The sequence below is a fragment of the Pyramidobacter sp. CG50-2 genome, assembly GCF_003612005.1.
Lineage (GTDB): Bacteria > Synergistota > Synergistia > Synergistales > Dethiosulfovibrionaceae > Pyramidobacter.
Genome location: NZ_RAWT01000057.1, coordinates 1 through 16916, shown reverse-complemented (window position 1 = coordinate 16916; position 16916 = coordinate 1). Strand labels below are relative to the sequence as shown.

Here is a 16916-nt window from a genome sequence, read left to right as displayed (position 1 = left end):
TGCGGCACACTTCATATCGAAAGACGACAGCGCTGGAAGGCCGCCCCTTCCAGCGCTGTTTGGTATGCGGCGACGGCCGCGCCCCGATCGGCCTTTCGATTTTTTGCCCGCGCCGCGTTTGGACGACGGACGCCTCCTCCCCGAGGCCGGCCGCGGCGGATAACGCCTGACCGAGCTTTGTCATCCTCGAAAAGTAGCCGATTGGGTGACAGACTTTGGGGGGAAAAATATTAAAATTTCCGTAGTGAACCGTGAGATCACGGTCGGCGCATGGGCTTGCGTCACGGATATTTTATCGTTTTTATTTTGCGAGGAGGAATTTCGAAAATGAAAAGAAACACGTCATGCTGGGCGGCGCTGCTGGGCGTCATGATCGCGGCGAACGCGGCGTTAGCGGTGGACGGGAACTTTGTGAACCTGAACGCGACCGGCGCCACGACGCTGGGCGGCACATTGGACGTGACCGGCGGTGCCATACTGCGCAGTACGCTGGACGTGACCGGCGGCGCCACGCTGCGCAGTACGCTGGACGTGACTGGCGGCGCCACGCTGCGCAGTACGCTGGACGTGACCGGCGGCGCTACATTGCGCAATACGTTGGACGTGACCGGAGATACGACGCTGAAAAACACGTCGGTGAAGGGTACGGCAACGTTCGAAGAGAATGTGGAGATGAAAAAGGACCTCTCCGTCGTGGGAACGTCCAACCTGAACGGCACGAACGTGGCCGGCCCTCTGACGGTGACCGGCGACACGACGCTGGGCAACGCCAGCATGACCGGCAATGTTACAGTCGGCGGCACGTTGGGAGTGACGGGCGCCACGACGCTGGGCGGTACGCTGGGCGTGACCGGCGATACGACGCTGGGCAACGCCACCATGACCGGCAATGCGACAGTGGGCGGCACGTTGGGAGTGACGGGCGCCACGACGCTGGGCGGTACGCTGGGCGTGACCGGCAAGGCAACCTTCGCGGAAGCGGAGATCAACGGCCTGCTGACGGTGAAGGGCGCGGCGACGTTCGAGGAGAACGCGGCGATGAAAAAGGACCTCTCCGTCGCGGGCACGTCCAATCTGCACGGCACGAACGTCGACGGAGCGCTCACCGTGACCGGCGACAGCGCCCTGCACGGCAACGTGGTCGCCGACAAGAACCTGACCGTCGGCGGCGCGTCGCTCCTCAAGGGCGACGTGACGATGGAGAAGAAACTGACGGTGAAAGGCGTGGCGACGTTCAATGATAACGTGACGATGGATCGAGATCTGAGCGTCGCGGGCACCAGCAACCTGCACGACACGAACGTCGACGGCGCGCTCACCGTGACCGGCGGCGCGTCGGTGGGCAAGGATCTGACCGTGGGCGGCAATTCGCTGCTGCGCGGCACGCTGGACGTCGACGGGTTCGCGACGTTCCGTTCCGGAGCGTCGATGGGCGGCAACCGTTTGCTCGAAGTCGCCGACGGGCGTGTCGAACGGTGGAGCCAGGACGCGGTCAACGGCGGGCAGATGTGGGAGATGAACCGCCGCCTGAGCGAAGACATCCGCAACTCGGGCAGCCGTTCCGCGGCGCTGGCCGGCCTGCATCCGCTCGATTACGACCCCGGCGCGCCGACGTCGGTCGCGGCGGCCGTTGGCAGTTACCGCGGGGACACTTCGCTGGCTCTGGGGATCAACCATTACTTCAGCGAAGACGTGCTGCTGAGCCTCGGCAGCACAATCGGCAAGCAGCCCATGGTGAATCTGGGCGTCTCGTTCCGCCTCGGGCGCGACGCCAAAAAAGTTTCCAGCCGTCGTCAGCTCCGTCAGGAGCTGAACAAAAAGGACGCCCTGCTTCTTTCGCTGCTGCGCCGTGTCGAGAAGCTGGAACAGGAACGCCGCTGAGCCGGCGAAAGCGAACCTTTGCCGCCGGGGCCGACGCGGCGGCGGTGCGAAAAAAATGAACGGCGCAGTTTGAAACGAAACATGGCAGCCATCGGAGATTCGGAGGCCGCCATGTTTTTTCATGTTTCGTTCGTTTTTTGCGAGCGCCGCCGCAGGATGTCTGGAAGGCACGCGGCGGCGATCGGCCGGAGGCGAGACGCACCCGGGCAGAATCGTTGCATAATGAAGGAAAATATTGATTTTTTCGCGGAGGGGGGGTAGAATAAGTAAAAAAAAGAGATGAGGTTTTATATCGTTCGGAGAGCGGGAAGCGGCTCTCGATATTTTCGAATCGTTTTCCCGCGTGGTTTCGTTCGAACGAGGAAAGGAGTTTCTCTTATGATCTGCGCCGCGTCGAAGAAGGACTACTATTTTTCCGAACGGATCCGCCGCCGTATGGAGCGCATCCCGTCGCACCGCCTGACGGCGGTCGAGGCGCCTTCGGGCTTCGGCAAGACCACGGCGGTGCGCGAGTATCTGAGCGCGCTGTCCGACGGGGCGCGCGTCGTCTGGCGCACCATCGGCGAGGAGAACCGCCTCGGCGAATGGGAGGTGCTCTGCCGCGTCGTGGGCGAGGCCGATCCCCAGTGCGGAAACGAGCTGGGCGCGCTGGCCGTGCCATGGGACGACGAATGCCTGCCGCGCATGGAAGCGGCGCTCGCGGCCATGCGCCATGACGGCGAAGTCTACCTTGTCGTGGACAATTACCAGTTTGTGCGCAGCCGTATCCCCGAGCGTTACCTGAGGGCTTTTTACGGCGCGCTGCCCGAGGGCGTCCACCTGATCCTCGTCACGCAGCTCGTCAATCCCGTGCCCCGCGCGATCGTCGTCGACGCGCAGGTCAACCACATCCGCAGGGAGCATCTCGATTTCGACACGGCGGACATCGCCGCCTACTACGGCCAGCTCGGCCTGCGCCTCACGGGCGAGCAGGCCGAAGGGATCCGGCGCCTCACCGGCGGCTGGGCGGCCGGCGTGTACCTGACGGCGCTGGCCTATTCCGAGGCGGGGACGCTGCAGGCCGCCAACGACGTGGGAGCTCTGATCCGCGCCACCGTCTGGAACAAACTGAGCGGCGCCGACCGTCTGTTTCTGCTGCGTCTGTGCAATTTCGGCAGCTTCGATCTCGAGACGGCGCGCTTTCTCAACGAGACCGACTGGATCGACGAGAACATTCTCGACATGCTGGAGCGCAACGGTTTTGTCTGGCACGACATGGTCGAGCGGCGCTATTACGTCCACAGCATCCTCCAGCTCTACGTCAAAAAGGAGTTCGACGCGTGCTCCGGCGCGTTTCGCGAGCGTGTGCTGCGGCTGACGGCGCAGTGGCATGAAAAGCAGGGGGACAACTTTCTCGCCCTGCGTTACTACGCCCTGATCGGCGACTTCCGAGCGGCGCTGAGTCTGCCGCTGGCGACGTCGGACTTCTCCTCGAACGCCTCGGCGGAGAACAGGAAGCTGCTGCTCTCGGTGCTGGACCGCTGCCCGCCGGAGATCCGCGCCGAGTTTCCCCGCGCCATGATCGTCTTCGCCTTCGCGCTCTTCATTTACAACGAGACCGAACGCGTCGTAGCGCTGGCCCGCGAAGTGGAGAGAAACGTTGCCGCCAGCGCCATGAGCGACGAAGAGAAGCGCCGCCTCACCGGCGAGATCGTTTTCCTCACGGCGTTCCTGGCGCACAACGATTTCGCCGCAATGGCCGCCGGCTATAAGCGCGCCGTCGAGCTGATGGGCGGTCCCACGTCGATCATCAACATGAAAGGGCCATGGACGTTCGGCGCGCCGTCGATCCTCTACATGTTTTACCGGTCCGCCGCCGAATGCGACGTACAGATCCTCGAGAAGAACCTGCCTTATTATCTCGCCGCCGCCCGCGGCCACGGCGCCGGTGCCGACGTGGTGATGCGCGGCGAGCTGCAGTTCAATCGGGGCGACTTCGAGGTCGCGGAGATCACGGCTCATCGCGCCGCCTATGCGGCGCGGGAAGCCCAGCAGCTCAACGTCGAACTGTGCGCGCATTTTTTGCTGGCGCAGATCGCCCTCGCCATAGGCGACGCCGCGGAGTACCGGTCCGCCGTCGGCGCGCTGCGCGAAAAAGCCCGCGCTTCGAAGTCCGCCGTTCATCTCAACATGCTCGGCCTCTGCGAGGGTTTCCTCGGCGCGGAATGCGGCGTCGGCAAGGTGCCCGGGTGGCTGGCGGAAGGCGACGTCGCGTCGCGCGTGCGCTTCATGACCCGCCCGTATGCCAACGTAGTTTACGCCAAGTCGCTCCTTGATGCGAAAAAATATGCCCGGCTGGCCGGCATCGGCGCGGAACTGGAAAAAGCGGCCGCGTTCTATCCCAACGCGATGGCGCGCATTTACACAGGCCTCCACGTGGCTGCCGCTCACGAAGCGCTGGGCGCGGCGGAAGAGGCGGAGCGCGCATTGCGCGGCGCGCTGGACATCGCGTTGCCCGACGGCGTGATCCTGCCGTTGGCGCAGAACTTCGGCGCCCTGTCGCCGATCCTAAAGCGCCTGCTCGCCCGGGAATTTCTGAACGCCGCGGCGCTGAAAAGAATTTCCGCGCTGGCGAAGGTCTGGTCGCAGAACCTTCAGTGTGCGCGCGCAGCGCTGCTGGGCGCGGCGGCGCTGCTTTCGGAGCGCGAGCGCGAAGTGGCCGGGCTGGTGGCCCGCGGGCTGACGAACGACGAGATCGCCCGGCAGATGCACGTCTCCGTGGCGACGGTCAAATCGTTTCTGACACGGGCGTTCCGCAAGACCGGCGTCGCTTCCCGCGCCGAGCTGGCCGCCTGGCTGCTGCGATGGGAAAACTGACGAGCGTCGGCCGAAAGACGCGAAGTCGGCGCTTGCGCAAATCGTCCGCGGGTGTTATACTCTCACAAGCGATAGAGAAGCAGAGGGATCCCTCTCGCCTTGGTGGCGCCCTTCGGCAGCTGCAAGGTCATGCGTAAGGTCACACTGTATGTGAATGTGCATGAGGAGAGGCGGGGCCTTTCCTCATTTTTTTATCGCGGCAAAATCTTGTGGAGGTGACTCACATAGCTAAAAAAATGTCCGACGAGCCGAGAGTGAACGAAGAGATCAGCGCCGAGCAGGTCCTTGTGATCGACAACGAGGGCAGGAAACTGGGCGTCATGACTCCGGCTGAAGGAATCGCCGCAGCGGAAGAGCGCGAGCTGGATCTCGTGGAGGTCGCGCCGGACGGAAATCTGCCCGTGTGCCGCATCCTTGATTTTGGCAAGTACCGCTACCAGCAGCAGAAGCGCGACAAGTACGCCCGCAAGAAACAGAAAGTGCAGGCGCTCAAGGAGATCAAGATGCGTCCCAAGATCGACGAGCACGATTACGATTTCAAGACGAAAGCCGTGATCAAGTTCCTCGAAAGCGGGCACCGCGTGAAAGTGTCCATATTCTTCCGCGGCAGAGAAATGGCGTTTTTGGACAAGGGCCGTGAGGTCATCAACCGCGTTGCGGCTGACTGCGCCGCCGTCGGCAAGATGGACGAAGAGCCGCGCATGGAAGGCCGCTACATGAGAGCGTTGTTTGTGCCGCTTCCTGGTTCCGCCAGAGGCGACGGTAAAGAATAGAAAGCGAATTTTACGGAGGTTGTCAGTATGGTCTGGAAAGCAAAGACTCATTCCGGCGCGAAAAAGCGCTTTTCGTACACGGGCAACGGCAAGATCAAGTATCAGAAGAACGGACGTCGTCACCTTCTGAGCACCAAGAACGCCAAGAGACATCGCCGGCTGCGCCAGGCGGGGCTTCTTGCCAACGGGCAGGAAGAGATGCTGCGTCTGATGATGCCCGGCAAATAAGTTCAAAATTTCAGAGGTGAAGATCGATGCGCGTTAAAGCAGCCAGTTCCAGCGATAGAAAGTACAAGAAGCTTTTTTCCATCACCAAGGGATTCTTCGGCCATAAGAAGAACAATTACCGCCGCGCCCGCGAAGCCTATCTGCACGCCCTGAGCAGCATGTTCAAGGACCGCCGCCGCAAGAAGAGGGATTTCCGCCGCCTGTGGATCTCCCGCATCAACGCGGCCGCGCGCATGGAGGGCATGTCGTACAGTTTCTTCATGAACGGCCTGAAGAAGGCCGGCATCGAAGTGAACCGCAAGATGCTTGCCGATCTTGCCGTCAACGACATGGCAGCCTTCCGCGGCATCGCCGAGCAGGCTCGTCAGGCGTTGGCCAAGTAAGGTTGGACGAAGAGCTCTTCAACCTGTTCAATGAAGAGAGCGAAGGGCTCCTGTCACAGAATGACAGGAGCCCTTCTGTTTTATGAGGCCTGTCTGAGAACGGGAAGTTCTCGACGGGAACGGACAAGGAGGAAACATCATGAGCAGTGAAATCGCTCTTGAAATAGAGAAAATCCGCGCGGTCGTCGAGTCGGTTCTGAAAGACGGCGCTACGCTCGAATCGCTGAACGACTGCCGGATCGCGGTCTTCGGCAAGAAGGGCGCGATGACGGGCCTGCAGAAAATGCTGGGCAAGCTGTCGCCGCAGGAGCGCCCCGAAATGGGCAAGATCATCAACGGCGCCAAAGTCGAGTTTCAGAGCCAGCTCGACGAGGCGATCGAAACGCTCGAACGCCGTCGCTTGACCGAGATGGAACTGCGCGACCGCGTCGACGTTACGCAGCCCTTCCGCGGCCGGGCCTACGGCGGCGCGCATCCCGTCGTGCAGGTGACGATGGACGTGCTGGAAGTCCTGGAAGGGCTGGGATTCGTGACCGTGACCGGGCCGGAGATCGAGACGGATTTCTTCAACTTCGAAGCGCTGAACATCCCGCCGCACCATCCGGCCCGCGACATGCAGGACACGTTTTACTTCGGCGACGGCCGATTGCTGCGCACGCATACTTCCGGCATGGAGATCCACGCCATGCTCGACATGGGCGCGCCGCTGCGCGTGGCCTGCCCGGGGCGCGTCTATCGCCGCGACAACGACCCTACGCACTCGCCGATGTTCCATCAGGTCGAAGGCCTGGTTGTCGACAGGTCCATTTCCGTCGGCGACCTTAAGGGCTGCCTGGAAGCGATGATCCACGGCGTTTTCGGCAGGAAGCTGAAAGCCCGCTACCGCGCCAGCTACTTTCCGTTCACCGAGCCGTCGATGGAAGTCGACATCGAGTGCTTCAAGTGCGGCGGTTCCGACGCTCGCTGCCAGATCTGCAAGGGTACCGGCTGGCTCGAGATCGGCGGCATGGGCATGTGCCATCCCAACGTGCTGCGCTACGGCGGCATCGATCCCGACAAATACAACGGCTTCGCCTGGGGCATGGGGCTCGACCGCATCGCCATGCTCAAATACGGACTGACGGATCTCCGCGCGCTGTTCGACGGCGACGTTTCCTATCTTCTTTCCGGGAGGCATGAATAATGCTGCTCTCCATCAACTGGCTGAAAGATTTCATCACGCTCGGCGCGCCTCTTGAAGAGATCGCCGAGAAGCTGACGGTGACGGGGACCGAGATCGAGTCGGTCGCCCGTCCCTGCGCGGCCGTCAAGGGCGTGCGCATCGCCAAGATCGTCGAGTGCTCGCAGCATCCGACCAAATCCGGTCTGAAAGTGACCCGCCTGGACGTGGGGGAGAAGGAGTATCCGCTCTGCGTCACCGCGGCGCCGAACGTGAAGGTGGGCGACGTGATCCCCTGGTTCGCGCCCGGCTCGTCGACGGCCGGCGGCATGGAGCTGGAGTATCGCGATTTCGACGGTTTCAACAGCGCCGGCATGATGGCGTCGGCCAAGGAACTGGGCGTGCCCGATCTGACCGACGTGTACGGCATCCTCATCCTGCCGCAGGACGCGCCGCTCGGCGCCGATGCCGGCGCGTGGCTGGGGCTGGACGACACGGTCTTCGACATGTCGGTGACGCCGAACCGCGGCGATCTGCTCAGCGTTCTCGGCGCGGCGCTGGAGATCCACGCGCTGTTCCCGCAGTGCGATCTGCACGTGCCCGCCGTTCCCAAGCCGGGCTACGACGGCGAGTGGACGCTGCCGTTCGAAGGGATCACGCTCGAAAGCGAAGGCTGCCGCGCCTACCGCCTCGGCATGGCCGATTCGGTCCGGATCGCGCCGGCGCCGTTGCAGGCCGGCGTGAGACTGTGCATGTCGGGCATGCGCCCCATCAACAACATCGTCGACGCCACCAACTACGCGATGCTCGCCCTCGGCCAGCCGCTGCACGCTTTCGACGCGGCCAGCCTGCCCGGGCGCAACATCGGCGTGCGCGCCGCCCGAGACGGCGAGGAACTCGTCACGCTCGACGGCAAAACCCACAAGTTGCTGCCCTCCGACCTTGTCATCTCCAGCAGCGGCATCGGCGTGGCACTGGCCGGCGTCATGGGCGGGCTCAACTCGGAAATCACCGACAAGACGGAACACGTTCTGCTGGAGAGCGCCAACTTCGCGGCTCCCTTCGTCAGCAAGACGTCGCGCCGCCTCGGCATCCCCAGCGAAGCTTCGTTCCGCTATTCCCGCGGCGTCGATCCGCTGCTGACGGAGACCGCCATGAACTACGCGCTGCATCTGATGGAGCGGTGGGGCGGCGTGCGCGCCTTCTCGCGCAGCCTTTACGCCCAGAACGGCGAGATCCGGCCGGCCCGCGTGCCTCTGACGGCGGGAAAGATGAAGAAGATCCTCGTCTGGGACGACATGAACGGGGCCGAGGCGATCCTGAAGCGCCTCGGCATCGAAAGAGCGGCCGGCGGTCGGGACAACGCCGAATACGAAGTGCCGACGCGCCGCTGCGATATCGCCATCGAAGAGGACCTGATCGAGGAAGTCGGACGCATCCGCGGTTACGACGCGATCGAGCCGACGATCCCCGTTCTGCACCGCGCCGGAGCGCTCAGTCCGGCCATGCGGCTGCAGCGCCTGCTCCGTTCCGTGGCGATCGGCCGCGGCTATACCGAAGCGGTGACGCTGAGCTTTATCAGCCCCGAGAGCCTGACGCTGCTTCGTTATCCCGAGGCCGGCCAATGCAAGGTCGTGGCCAACCCGATCAGCGCCGACATGTCGGTGATGCGCCCTTCGCTGCTTCCCGGGCTGCTGGACGGCGTCGGCAAAGCGGTGCGCGGCGGCTGGCGCGATCCTGTCCGCGTCTTCGAGTTCGGCCGCGTCTTCGTGCCGGGAAACGGCGCTGTCAAAGAGGTGGAGCGCATCGGCGGCGTCGCCTTCAGCGGCAAGGAAAAACGCGCACTCTACGCCTCCTCGAAAGAGGATTTCATGCTGGTCAAGGGCGACGTGGAAGCGCTGGCCCAAAGCTGCAACGCCGCGCTGACGTTCCGCCGGGCGCAGCGCGCCGACGGGCACGCCGGCCAGACGGCCGAGATCCTGTTCGACGGCAAGACCGTCGGCTATCTGATGTGCCTGAAGCCCGACATCGCCGCTCAGCTCGATCTTGACACGCCGCTGTACGCTTTTGAACTGGACGTGGAGCCTTTCATGGACGCGCCGCTGCCGCGTTACGCCAAGAACAACGCCTATCCGCCGGTCTACCGCGACATTTCCATGCTCGTTGCCAAGGATGTGCCCGCCGACAAGGTGATCGCCGACATCCGCGAAGCGGCCGGCTCGCTGCTGAGCACCGTGCGCCTTTTCGACGTCTACGAAGGCCAGGGCGTGCCGGAAGGATTCCGCAGCATGGCTTTCTCGATGGCGTACCGTCTGGGCGAGCGCACGCTGAAAGACGCCGAAGTGGAAGAGGAACACAACGGCGTTCGTTCGGGGCTTGAACAAAAGGGCTATAAGCTGAGATAATAAGAAACAGGTCCTTGCGGAAATACAGAAAACTAAGGAGGAAGAAACGATGACCAATTTATCCGAACTCGATCAGCTTCTGGAGCGCGTTTCCGGCCGTATCGGCGAGTTCGCCGCGTCCAACGCTTCTTTGCAGGACGAGCTGGCGAAGGTGAAGAAGCAGCTGGATGAAAAGGAGCTCGACAAGATCCGCGCGCTCAAGGAGAAGGACCGCGCCATCGAGGAGCTCGAACGGGAGAAGATGAACCTTCAGAAGGAGAAGGAAGCTCTCGAGAGCAAGCTTGACGATATCGCCAAGAGCTTGAAAAACATCCTGCCCGACGCCGGCTTCGAAAGGCGGTAAGAACATGGAGGATAACACCCGGGAGGCAAGAGTCACTCTCGGCACCAAGACCTACCTCCTTCGTACGGCTCTTAAGCCCGAGCAGTTTGACGAAATCGTCGAATTCAGCCGGAAACTGTTTGCGTCCCTCGACCCCAAAGTCGATCAGGAACGGCGGCTGGTTCTCGGCTGGATGTACATGGCGTACAAACTGAAGCAGATCGAGGGGAAACTCGATCTGCTCCTGAGCAAATATTATTCTGTCGGCGACAACGCGCCGGAGAAGAGCGAGCGGAAAGAAGGCGCGGAATGACCCTTGTGGACGGATTCGACCTTTGCATGCTGCTGATCGTGGTCTTTTTCGCCGTCAAGGGGATTTTCCGCGGTTTTTCCGGCGAGATCTTTTCCCTGGCCGGCATCATCGGCGGCGTTTATTTCGGCTTCAAATACGCCGATCCGGTGGACGCCGCGCTCAGGAATTTTTTCGGCTCGCTCAACGCTTCGGTGAGCCGGATGATCGCGATCGCGCTTGTTTTCTTTGCCGTTTGCATCGTCTGCGCGCTGGTCGGCAAGCTCTTCCGTGCGCTGCTGTCGATGGCGTCGCTGTCGGCGCTGGATCGTCTGTGCGGTTTTCTGGTCGGCGGCGTCAAGGGCGCGGCGATCGTGATCCTCGTCGTCGTGACGCTGCAGCATGCCGAGCGCTTTCTGCCCGGCGTGGAACTGCGAAACAGCCGCACGGTGCTGCTCGTCAACGCGGTCCTTCCCGACATCAAAAACTCTCTCGACGCTTTTTTCCCGAAACAGATCGTATAGTTGGTGATCCGAGGTGAAAATCAACGAAGAGGCGCGGCAGTCGCTCGAGATCGACGACGTCCTCGAGCTCCTTGCCGCGGGCGCGAGGAGCGAACTGGGACGCGCGGCTCTCGTCCGGATAGAGCCTGCCGCTGACATGAAAAGTCTGATAAGCCGCCAGAATCTGCTGGCGGCTTATTTGAGCTTTACGGAAAGCGGCGGGAACTTCCCGTGGAACGAGGCGGTGCAGGTCGTCTCCGCAGCGCTGGACGAGGCGCGCCATACGGGGCTGCTGCTGGGGGAGGAACTGCTAAAGGTCCGCGTTCTGCTGACGCTGGCCATGGCCGTCAAGGAATGCGCGCAGGCGGCGAAAGAGAAGTTCCCGGCGCTGGTCTGGTTTTGTGACCGCATCCGCGAATTTTCGGACGAGCTCGAACGGCTTTCGGTCTTGAACAGCGACGGCTCGCTGGCCGACGGCGCCTCGCCCAAACTGCGCGAGATCCGCGCCGAACTGGACCAGAAACGGCGCGAAGCGCGCGCCGTGGGCAACGGCTTTCTGAACGGTCCTTCCAGCGGCATGCTCCAGGAGCGCGTGCTTTCGATGCGCAGCGGCCGCTTCGCCGTGTTGGTGAAGCAGGCTTTCATCAACCGCTTCCCCGGCATCGTCACCGACAAGTCGGCGTCGGGCAATTCGGTCTACATGGAACCGCACGCTCTGGTCGTCTCCAACAACCGCATCGCGGCGCTGCTGGAGCAGCAGCGCCAGGAAGAGCGCCGCATCTTCGGCGAGCTGACGAAGATGCTCCTCGACCGCCGGAACGCCGTGAACGAAGCGGAAACGGCGCTGGCGCAGCTCGACCTGTTCTATTACATGGACGACCTGATCCATTTCAAACGCTGGCGCATGCCCGAGCTGGTCAAACGTTCCGAGTTCTGCTTTTACGACGTGCGCCACCCGCTGCTGGGCGAGCGCGCCGTCCCCATCGACGTCTCCTGCGGCCGGGATTTCCGGGCGCTCGTTGTCACCGGCCCCAACACCGGCGGCAAGACTGTAGCGCTGAAAACGTGCGCTCTGGCCGTGTATCTGGCCTGGTGCGGCCTGCCCGTGCCGGCCGGCGACGGTTCCAGCGTCGGCAGCATCTCCGCGATTTACGCCGATATCGGCGACGAGCAGAGCATCGAACAGAGCCTTTCGACCTTCAGTTCCCATCTGAAACGCATCGTTTCGATGCTCGAAAACGCCGACGCCGATTCGCTGGCGCTGCTCGACGAACTGGGAGCCGGCACCGATCCGCAGGAAGGCGCGGCCTTGGGCATCGCCGTGCTGGAGGAGTTCTTGCGCCGCAGGACCCTCGTGCTGGCGACGACGCACCACAATCCGATCAAACGCTTCGCGACCACCACCCCCGGCGTGGAAGCGGCCTGCGTCGATTTCGACATGAAGACCCTCAGCCCCACGTATCATCTGCTCGTCGGCATCCCCGGCCAGAGCAACGCCCTGGCGATCGCCCAACGCTACGGCATGCCGCCCGGCATCGTCAAGCGGGCCGAAGAGTGTCTGAATTCCGACGAGCTGAACGTCGAGCGCCTGATCGGCCAGCTGCAGGAAAAACGCCTGGCCGTCGAGAAGCTCTCGCGCGAACTGGCGCAGGAAAAACAGCGGCTCGACGCCGAAAGGAAAAAACTTCAGCAGAGCCGTTCCGAGACCGAACGGAAACGGGACGAAATGATCCTGAAGGCGGAGCGCGAATCGCAGAAAGTCCTCGACGACGCCGAGGCGAAAGCCCGTTCGCTGCTCAAATCGCTGCAGGGCGCGGCGCGCTCGGCCGGACACCGCGAGATGGCCCGGCAGAAGTCGCAGATCGACAAGACCCGCGATACCTCGGCCGTGCGCCAGAATGCCATCGAAGAGCGGCGCACGCCCCCTGCGCCCCGGCTGGCGGTCGGCTCGCCCGTGAAGCTGAACGACAGCAGCGTCAAGGGCGAGATCGTGGCCATCGACGGCAAGAACGCCGAAGTGCAGGCCGGCGCCATGCGCATCACTGTGCCGCTGGCGAAGTTGACGCCGACATCCGCGCCCCCAGCGCGGCAGAGCGCGGACGAGATCGCCATCGTGCGCCGTCCCGAAGGCGTGCCCAGTTCCATCATGGTGCGCGGCATGCTGGCCGACGAAGCGATCCCGATGGTGGAGCGCTATCTCGATCAGGCCATGCGTGCCGGGTACGGCGAAGTCGCCGTCATCCACGGCCGCGGCGAAGGCATCCTGCGCAAGCTCGTGCATCAGCTCTGCGCCCGTTTGCCCTACGTCTCCGAGTACCGCCTCGGCGACCACTCCGAAGGCGGCTGGGGCGTGACCATCGTGAAGTTCCGCTGAACCTTCTTCGCCGCCGGCGTTCTTTCCCTCGATCCGCCGCGCGGACGACAAACAAAAAACGAGAGCCCTGTCCTGCAAAGAAGACTGGGCTCTCGTTTTTGTCGAAAAGACAAGACGGACGCCGTCCACGCTTTGGCGGAATCCGTCATACGGTCGGTATTGTTGGCTACCCCGCCTGGATTCGAACCAGGATCAAGGGAACCAAAATCCCTTGTGCTGCCGTTGCACCACGGGGTAATTTCTTCGAAAAAAATGGCGCGCTCGGCGGGACTTGAACCCACAACCTTTGCCTCCGGAGGGCAACACTCTGTCCGATTGAGCTACGAGCGCGCGTCGTAGGTAGAATACACCGATTTGCATTATCCGTCAAGGAGCGGCGGCGCGGGAAAAAACGATGCGCGCGGCGGACGCCGAGGCGTCGGGATGAAAATACTGTTTCCTGCATAATAATGCAAATTTCGTTTTTATATTTCTGATAATTTTGTAGTTGACAAAACGAATGCGTTAGATTATATTCGATTTGCCTCTGAAGAAAGGCGTTGCAAGTGAAGTTATTTTGTGTCCTGCGGTGTGAAGGCGGCCTCTGTAAAAAGTCGCGGCCTTTTGTTTTTTCGCGCCGATGGGCGTTCTATGTTTTGAGGGAGGCGTTCTGATTGGTTGACAGAGAGTCGTTGAAGGAAAAGATTTTTGCGGCGGTCGACGCGGCGGAGCCGACGGTCCGCGCCTATGCGGAGGACATCGCGGCCAACGCCGAGCTGGGATTTTTCGAAAAGCGCACCAGCGGCAAACTCGCCGAAAATCTTGAGGCGCTGGGATTGAAACTGAAGAAAGGCATCGCGTTGACCGGGCTTCGCGCCGACATCGGCGAGAATGAAGGGCCGAAGATCGCGCTGATCGGCGAGCTGGACGGCATCGTCTGCCGCAACCATCCGCAGGCCAATCCCGTCGACGGCGCTTCCCACAGCTGCGGGCACAATCTTCAGACTTCAATCGTGCTGACCGCGGCGGCGGCGTTGGTCAGGAGCGGCGTCATGAAGGAGCTCGACGGTTCCGTGGCGCTGATGGCCGTTCCCGCGGAGGAGTTCATCGAGATCGACCGCCGCAAGAAGATGCGCGACGAGGGCAAAATCACTTATCTGTGCGGCAAGCCCGAATTCGTGCGCCTGGGCGAGTTTGACGACGTGGACATGGCGATGATGATCCATGCGGGCGAGTTCTCCTCAGGGCCGGCGTTCTCAGTCCCTTATCACGGCAACGGCTTCCGCGTGTTCATGGTGCGCTACGAGGGCAAACAGGCTCACGCCGCCGCCGCTCCCGACCAGGGCATCAACGCGCTGTATGCGGCCGTCGCCGGCATCAACGCCGTCAACGCGCTGCGCGAGACGTTCCGCGACAACGATCACGTGCGCGTCCACTTCATCATCACCAAGGGCGGCGATTCGGTCAACAGCGTGCCGGACGACGTGCGCCTCGAAGGCTACGTGCGCGCCGCCGACGCGGCCGTGATCGATTCGGTGTTCGCCAAGGTGGAGCGGGCCTTCAGGAGTGGCGCCGAGGCGCTGGGCTGCACGTTCCACTTCACCAGCATCCCCGGCGACATGCCGCTGGCGGTTTGCGATCCGCTGAACTGTCTTTTCGTCGAAAACGCCGCGGCTCTGGTCGGACGCGACAAGGTGCTGACGGGCTCTTACTTTGCCGCTTCGACGGACATGGGCGATATCTGCCACCTGATGCCCGGCATTCATCCGTCGGCGGGCGGTTCCGTCGGCGCGCTCCATTCCGCGCAGTTCAAGGTGACGGACTTCCACGCCGCGGTGATGGACTCGGCCAAGGCCCTGCTGGCGACGGTCGTCGAGCTGCTGGCCGACGACGCGGCCAAGGCGCGCGAGATCATCGGCGGCTTCAAGCCCATTTACACGAAGGAGCAGTATCTCGCGGCGATGGACGCCCGCTTTTCCGAATATTAGGTTGTGTCCGAGGGGCGTGTGCCCTTCGGTCGAATTTCGGCTTTATCTCTTCACATTCTCTATTTCAGAAGGAGGCTTTTTTGTATGGAAACTGTCGGCAAAGCATTGAGGAACTGGAAGATCCACGCCTTGGCGCTCGCCTTGTCGGTCGTCGCCGAGCTTATCGGCGGCAAGACGTTCGACGTCGGCCCGGCCAAGCTGGTTCTGGTGCCCATGTTCTACTCGTTCATTCTGGGCGCGGTCATCAGCCTGCCAAAGATGAAGCTCCTCTCGATGGACGACATGATGCAGGTCTCGTCGCTGGTCGGCGTGACGTTTTTCCTGCTCATGGCCCGTTACGGCACGCTGGTCGGCCCCAGCTTCTGGAAGGTCGTCCATTCGGCTCCCGCGCTCCTGCTGCAGGAATTCGGCAACCTCGGCACCGCCCTGCTGGGCGTTCCCTTCGCCGTGCTGCTGGGGCTGCGCCGCGAAGCCGTCGGCGCCGCCTTCTCCAACGCGCGCGAGTCGAGCGTCGCCCTGGTCGGTGAAAAGTACGGGATCGACTCTCCCGAAGGCTTGGGCGTCATGGGCGTGTACATCACCGGCACCGTCTTCGGCGCTCTGTTCTGCAGCTTCATGAGCTCCATCATCGCTTCGACGATCTCCTGGTTCAGTCCCCAGGCTCTGGCGATGGCCTGCGGCACCGGCAGCGCCAGCATGATGACGACGTCTCTGGCGCCGCTTGTGGCGATGTTCCCCGATCTGAAAGAAGAGCTTACGGCTCTGGCTGCTTCCAGCAACATGCTCTCCGGTCTGGACGGCCTGTACATGTCGGTCTTCATCGGTCTGCCCATGACGGAGTTCCTCGTCCGCCTGTGCGGCGTGAAGGACGCTCCGAGCAAACCCGGCGCGCAGAAGTAGCCCAGAAGAAGGGAGTATACGACCATGACTAATGTACAGCTCGTCCTTTTCATGCTCATCGATACGTTCCTGAGCGTCGTCGTCAATATGATGCAGGGCGTCGCGCTTGCCGACACGCTGCTGGGCATGGCGGTGCTGCTCGGCATCGTCGCGGCCGGCGTGATCATCCATAAGCTGATCCCCTGGAAAGGTCTGCCCGCGGTCGCTTACATCACCACGCTGGGTTGCATCGTGACGATCCCCGATCTGCTGCCCGGCGCGGCGTTCATCAGCAAGGCCGCCGGCAAGATCGGCTTTGTCGGCCTTTGCACGCCCATCCTGGCCTATGCCGGACTGGCGCTCGGCAAGGACATCGACCTTCTGAAAAAACAGGGATTGAGGATCATCCTCGTCGGGCTGATGGTCTTCGTGGGGACGTTTCTCGGTTCCGCGATCATCGCCGAAACAGTCCTTCGCTTCATGAAGTAAAAGAAGCGGAGCAGACGAAGCCGCCCCGTTGCCGTACATGGCAACGGGGCGGCTTTTTGTATGAAACGGCCCTGAAAGAAGTCTTGGGAAACGATCGTGTGATACTAGGGCTTGTTAAAAAAAACATTTCAGCTTGTATTATTTCAATAAAATAACACTGGCAGCAACAAGAACAAAAGCGAAAAACGAAGCGTCAAGTTTGTCATAGCGGGTGAAAATTCTACGGAACCATTTGATTTTCTGAAAGAAACATTCAACCAAGTGTCGTTCCTTGTAAACATGCTCATCTATAAACCACGGTTCGGGATTATCGCTCTTCGGCGGGATAGTGTAACTTCCCTCCCGAGAAGTAATGTACTCTCTGATGGCTTGCGAACCGTAAGCCTTATCGCCGATGACGTTGCTCCC

General features: G+C 62.0%; 15 protein-coding genes and 2 tRNA genes. 14 read left to right on the top strand and 3 right to left on the bottom strand.

Annotated features, from left to right (window positions below):
* The first annotated feature begins 327 nt into the window (after window positions 1–327).
* The 11 genes from D7D26_RS10410 (at window position 328) to D7D26_RS10360 (ending at window position 13173) form a co-directional block, all read left to right on the top strand.
* Window positions 328–1881 carry a YadA C-terminal domain-containing protein gene (locus D7D26_RS10410; protein ID WP_158606345.1) on the top strand — a complete coding sequence of 518 codons (1554 nt, stop codon included), beginning with the start codon at window positions 328–330 and terminating at the stop codon, window positions 1879–1881.
* 378 nt (window positions 1882–2259) lie between these two features.
* On the top strand, window positions 2260–4737 hold the full coding sequence (locus D7D26_RS10405) for a helix-turn-helix transcriptional regulator (protein ID WP_120372987.1): 2478 nt from the start codon (window positions 2260–2262) through the stop codon (window positions 4735–4737).
* Window positions 4738–4973: 236 nt separating this feature from the next.
* Window positions 4974–5510, top strand: coding sequence for a translation initiation factor IF-3 (gene infC / locus D7D26_RS10400; RefSeq protein ID WP_120372986.1), 537 nt, complete (start codon window positions 4974–4976; stop codon window positions 5508–5510).
* A gap of 27 nt (window positions 5511–5537) precedes the next feature.
* Complete coding sequence (gene rpmI / locus D7D26_RS10395; RefSeq protein ID WP_078016994.1) at window positions 5538–5738, top strand: 50S ribosomal protein L35; 201 nt, start codon at window positions 5538–5540, stop codon at window positions 5736–5738.
* 26 nt (window positions 5739–5764) lie between these two features.
* Complete coding sequence (rplT, locus tag D7D26_RS10390) at window positions 5765–6121, top strand: 50S ribosomal protein L20 (protein ID WP_009163740.1); 357 nt, start codon at window positions 5765–5767, stop codon at window positions 6119–6121.
* Between the two features lie 139 nt (window positions 6122–6260).
* Entirely contained in the window at window positions 6261–7304 is a 1044-nt protein-coding gene (gene pheS / locus D7D26_RS10385) for a phenylalanine--tRNA ligase subunit alpha (RefSeq protein ID WP_078016995.1), read from the top strand.
* Complete coding sequence (pheT, locus tag D7D26_RS10380) at window positions 7304–9685, top strand: phenylalanine--tRNA ligase subunit beta (protein WP_078016996.1); 2382 nt, start codon at window positions 7304–7306, stop codon at window positions 9683–9685. The genes pheS and pheT overlap by 1 nt, the downstream gene beginning before the upstream one ends.
* A 49-nt stretch (window positions 9686–9734) precedes the next feature.
* Complete coding sequence (locus tag D7D26_RS10375; protein WP_078016997.1) at window positions 9735–10028, top strand: hypothetical protein; 294 nt, start codon at window positions 9735–9737, stop codon at window positions 10026–10028.
* A gap of 4 nt (window positions 10029–10032) precedes the next feature.
* Window positions 10033–10320: a hypothetical protein gene (locus D7D26_RS10370; RefSeq protein WP_078016998.1), complete on the top strand. Its 288-nt coding sequence runs from the start codon at window positions 10033–10035 to the stop codon at window positions 10318–10320.
* Window positions 10317–10820: a CvpA family protein gene (locus tag D7D26_RS10365; RefSeq protein ID WP_078016999.1), complete on the top strand. Its 504-nt coding sequence runs from the start codon at window positions 10317–10319 to the stop codon at window positions 10818–10820. The genes D7D26_RS10370 and D7D26_RS10365 overlap by 4 nt, the downstream gene beginning before the upstream one ends.
* Window positions 10821–10833: 13 nt before the next feature.
* The gene (locus D7D26_RS10360) at window positions 10834–13173 is read left to right on the top strand and encodes an endonuclease MutS2 (RefSeq protein WP_120372985.1); all 2340 of its coding nucleotides are present in this window, start codon (window positions 10834–10836) and stop codon (window positions 13171–13173) included.
* Window positions 13174–13336: 163 nt separating this feature from the next.
* Here D7D26_RS10360 and D7D26_RS10355 read toward each other — a convergent pair.
* Together D7D26_RS10355 and D7D26_RS10350 are read right to left on the bottom strand one after the other, a co-directional pair.
* Window positions 13337–13410 (bottom strand) — tRNA-Gln (locus tag D7D26_RS10355).
* Between the two features lie 16 nt (window positions 13411–13426).
* Window positions 13427–13503, bottom strand: a tRNA-Arg gene (locus D7D26_RS10350).
* A 323-nt stretch (window positions 13504–13826) separates the two neighbouring features.
* Here D7D26_RS10350 and D7D26_RS10345 point away from each other — a divergent pair.
* The 3 genes from D7D26_RS10345 (at window position 13827) to D7D26_RS10335 (ending at window position 16508) form a co-directional block, all read left to right on the top strand.
* Window positions 13827–15140, top strand: a complete 1314-nt coding sequence (locus D7D26_RS10345; protein WP_120372984.1) for an amidohydrolase — start codon at window positions 13827–13829, stop codon at window positions 15138–15140.
* Window positions 15141–15224: 84 nt separating this feature from the next.
* On the top strand, window positions 15225–16040 hold the full coding sequence (locus D7D26_RS10340) for a DUF3100 domain-containing protein (RefSeq protein WP_009165591.1): 816 nt from the start codon (window positions 15225–15227) through the stop codon (window positions 16038–16040).
* A gap of 24 nt (window positions 16041–16064) precedes the next feature.
* Entirely contained in the window at window positions 16065–16508 is a 444-nt protein-coding gene (locus D7D26_RS10335) for a DUF340 domain-containing protein (protein ID WP_078017136.1), read from the top strand.
* A gap of 138 nt (window positions 16509–16646) precedes the next feature.
* Here D7D26_RS10335 and D7D26_RS10330 read toward each other — a convergent pair.
* Window positions 16647–16916: transposase (locus D7D26_RS10330; RefSeq protein ID WP_147413033.1), on the bottom strand; the 270-nt coding region annotated here is incomplete at its 5' end.

Excerpts from the sequence above, each read along its gene's own strand:
- D7D26_RS10410 (WP_158606345.1), top strand. The coding sequence starts at position 328 with ATGAAAAGAAACACGTCATGCTGGGCGGCGCTGCTGGGCGTCATGATC.
- D7D26_RS10405 (WP_120372987.1), top strand. The coding sequence starts at position 2,260 with ATGATCTGCGCCGCGTCGAAGAAGGACTACTATTTTTCCGAACGGATC.
- infC (WP_120372986.1), top strand. The coding sequence starts at position 4,974 with ATGTCCGACGAGCCGAGAGTGAACGAAGAGATCAGCGCCGAGCAGGTC.
- rpmI (WP_078016994.1), top strand. The coding sequence starts at position 5,538 with ATGGTCTGGAAAGCAAAGACTCATTCCGGCGCGAAAAAGCGCTTTTCG.
- rplT (WP_009163740.1), top strand. The coding sequence starts at position 5,765 with ATGCGCGTTAAAGCAGCCAGTTCCAGCGATAGAAAGTACAAGAAGCTT.
- pheS (WP_078016995.1), top strand. The coding sequence starts at position 6,261 with ATGAGCAGTGAAATCGCTCTTGAAATAGAGAAAATCCGCGCGGTCGTC.
- pheT (WP_078016996.1), top strand. The coding sequence starts at position 7,304 with ATGCTGCTCTCCATCAACTGGCTGAAAGATTTCATCACGCTCGGCGCG.
- D7D26_RS10375 (WP_078016997.1), top strand. The coding sequence starts at position 9,735 with ATGACCAATTTATCCGAACTCGATCAGCTTCTGGAGCGCGTTTCCGGC.
- D7D26_RS10370 (WP_078016998.1), top strand. The coding sequence starts at position 10,033 with ATGGAGGATAACACCCGGGAGGCAAGAGTCACTCTCGGCACCAAGACC.
- D7D26_RS10365 (WP_078016999.1), top strand. The coding sequence starts at position 10,317 with ATGACCCTTGTGGACGGATTCGACCTTTGCATGCTGCTGATCGTGGTC.
- D7D26_RS10340 (WP_009165591.1), top strand. The coding sequence starts at position 15,225 with ATGGAAACTGTCGGCAAAGCATTGAGGAACTGGAAGATCCACGCCTTG.
- D7D26_RS10335 (WP_078017136.1), top strand. The coding sequence starts at position 16,065 with ATGACTAATGTACAGCTCGTCCTTTTCATGCTCATCGATACGTTCCTG.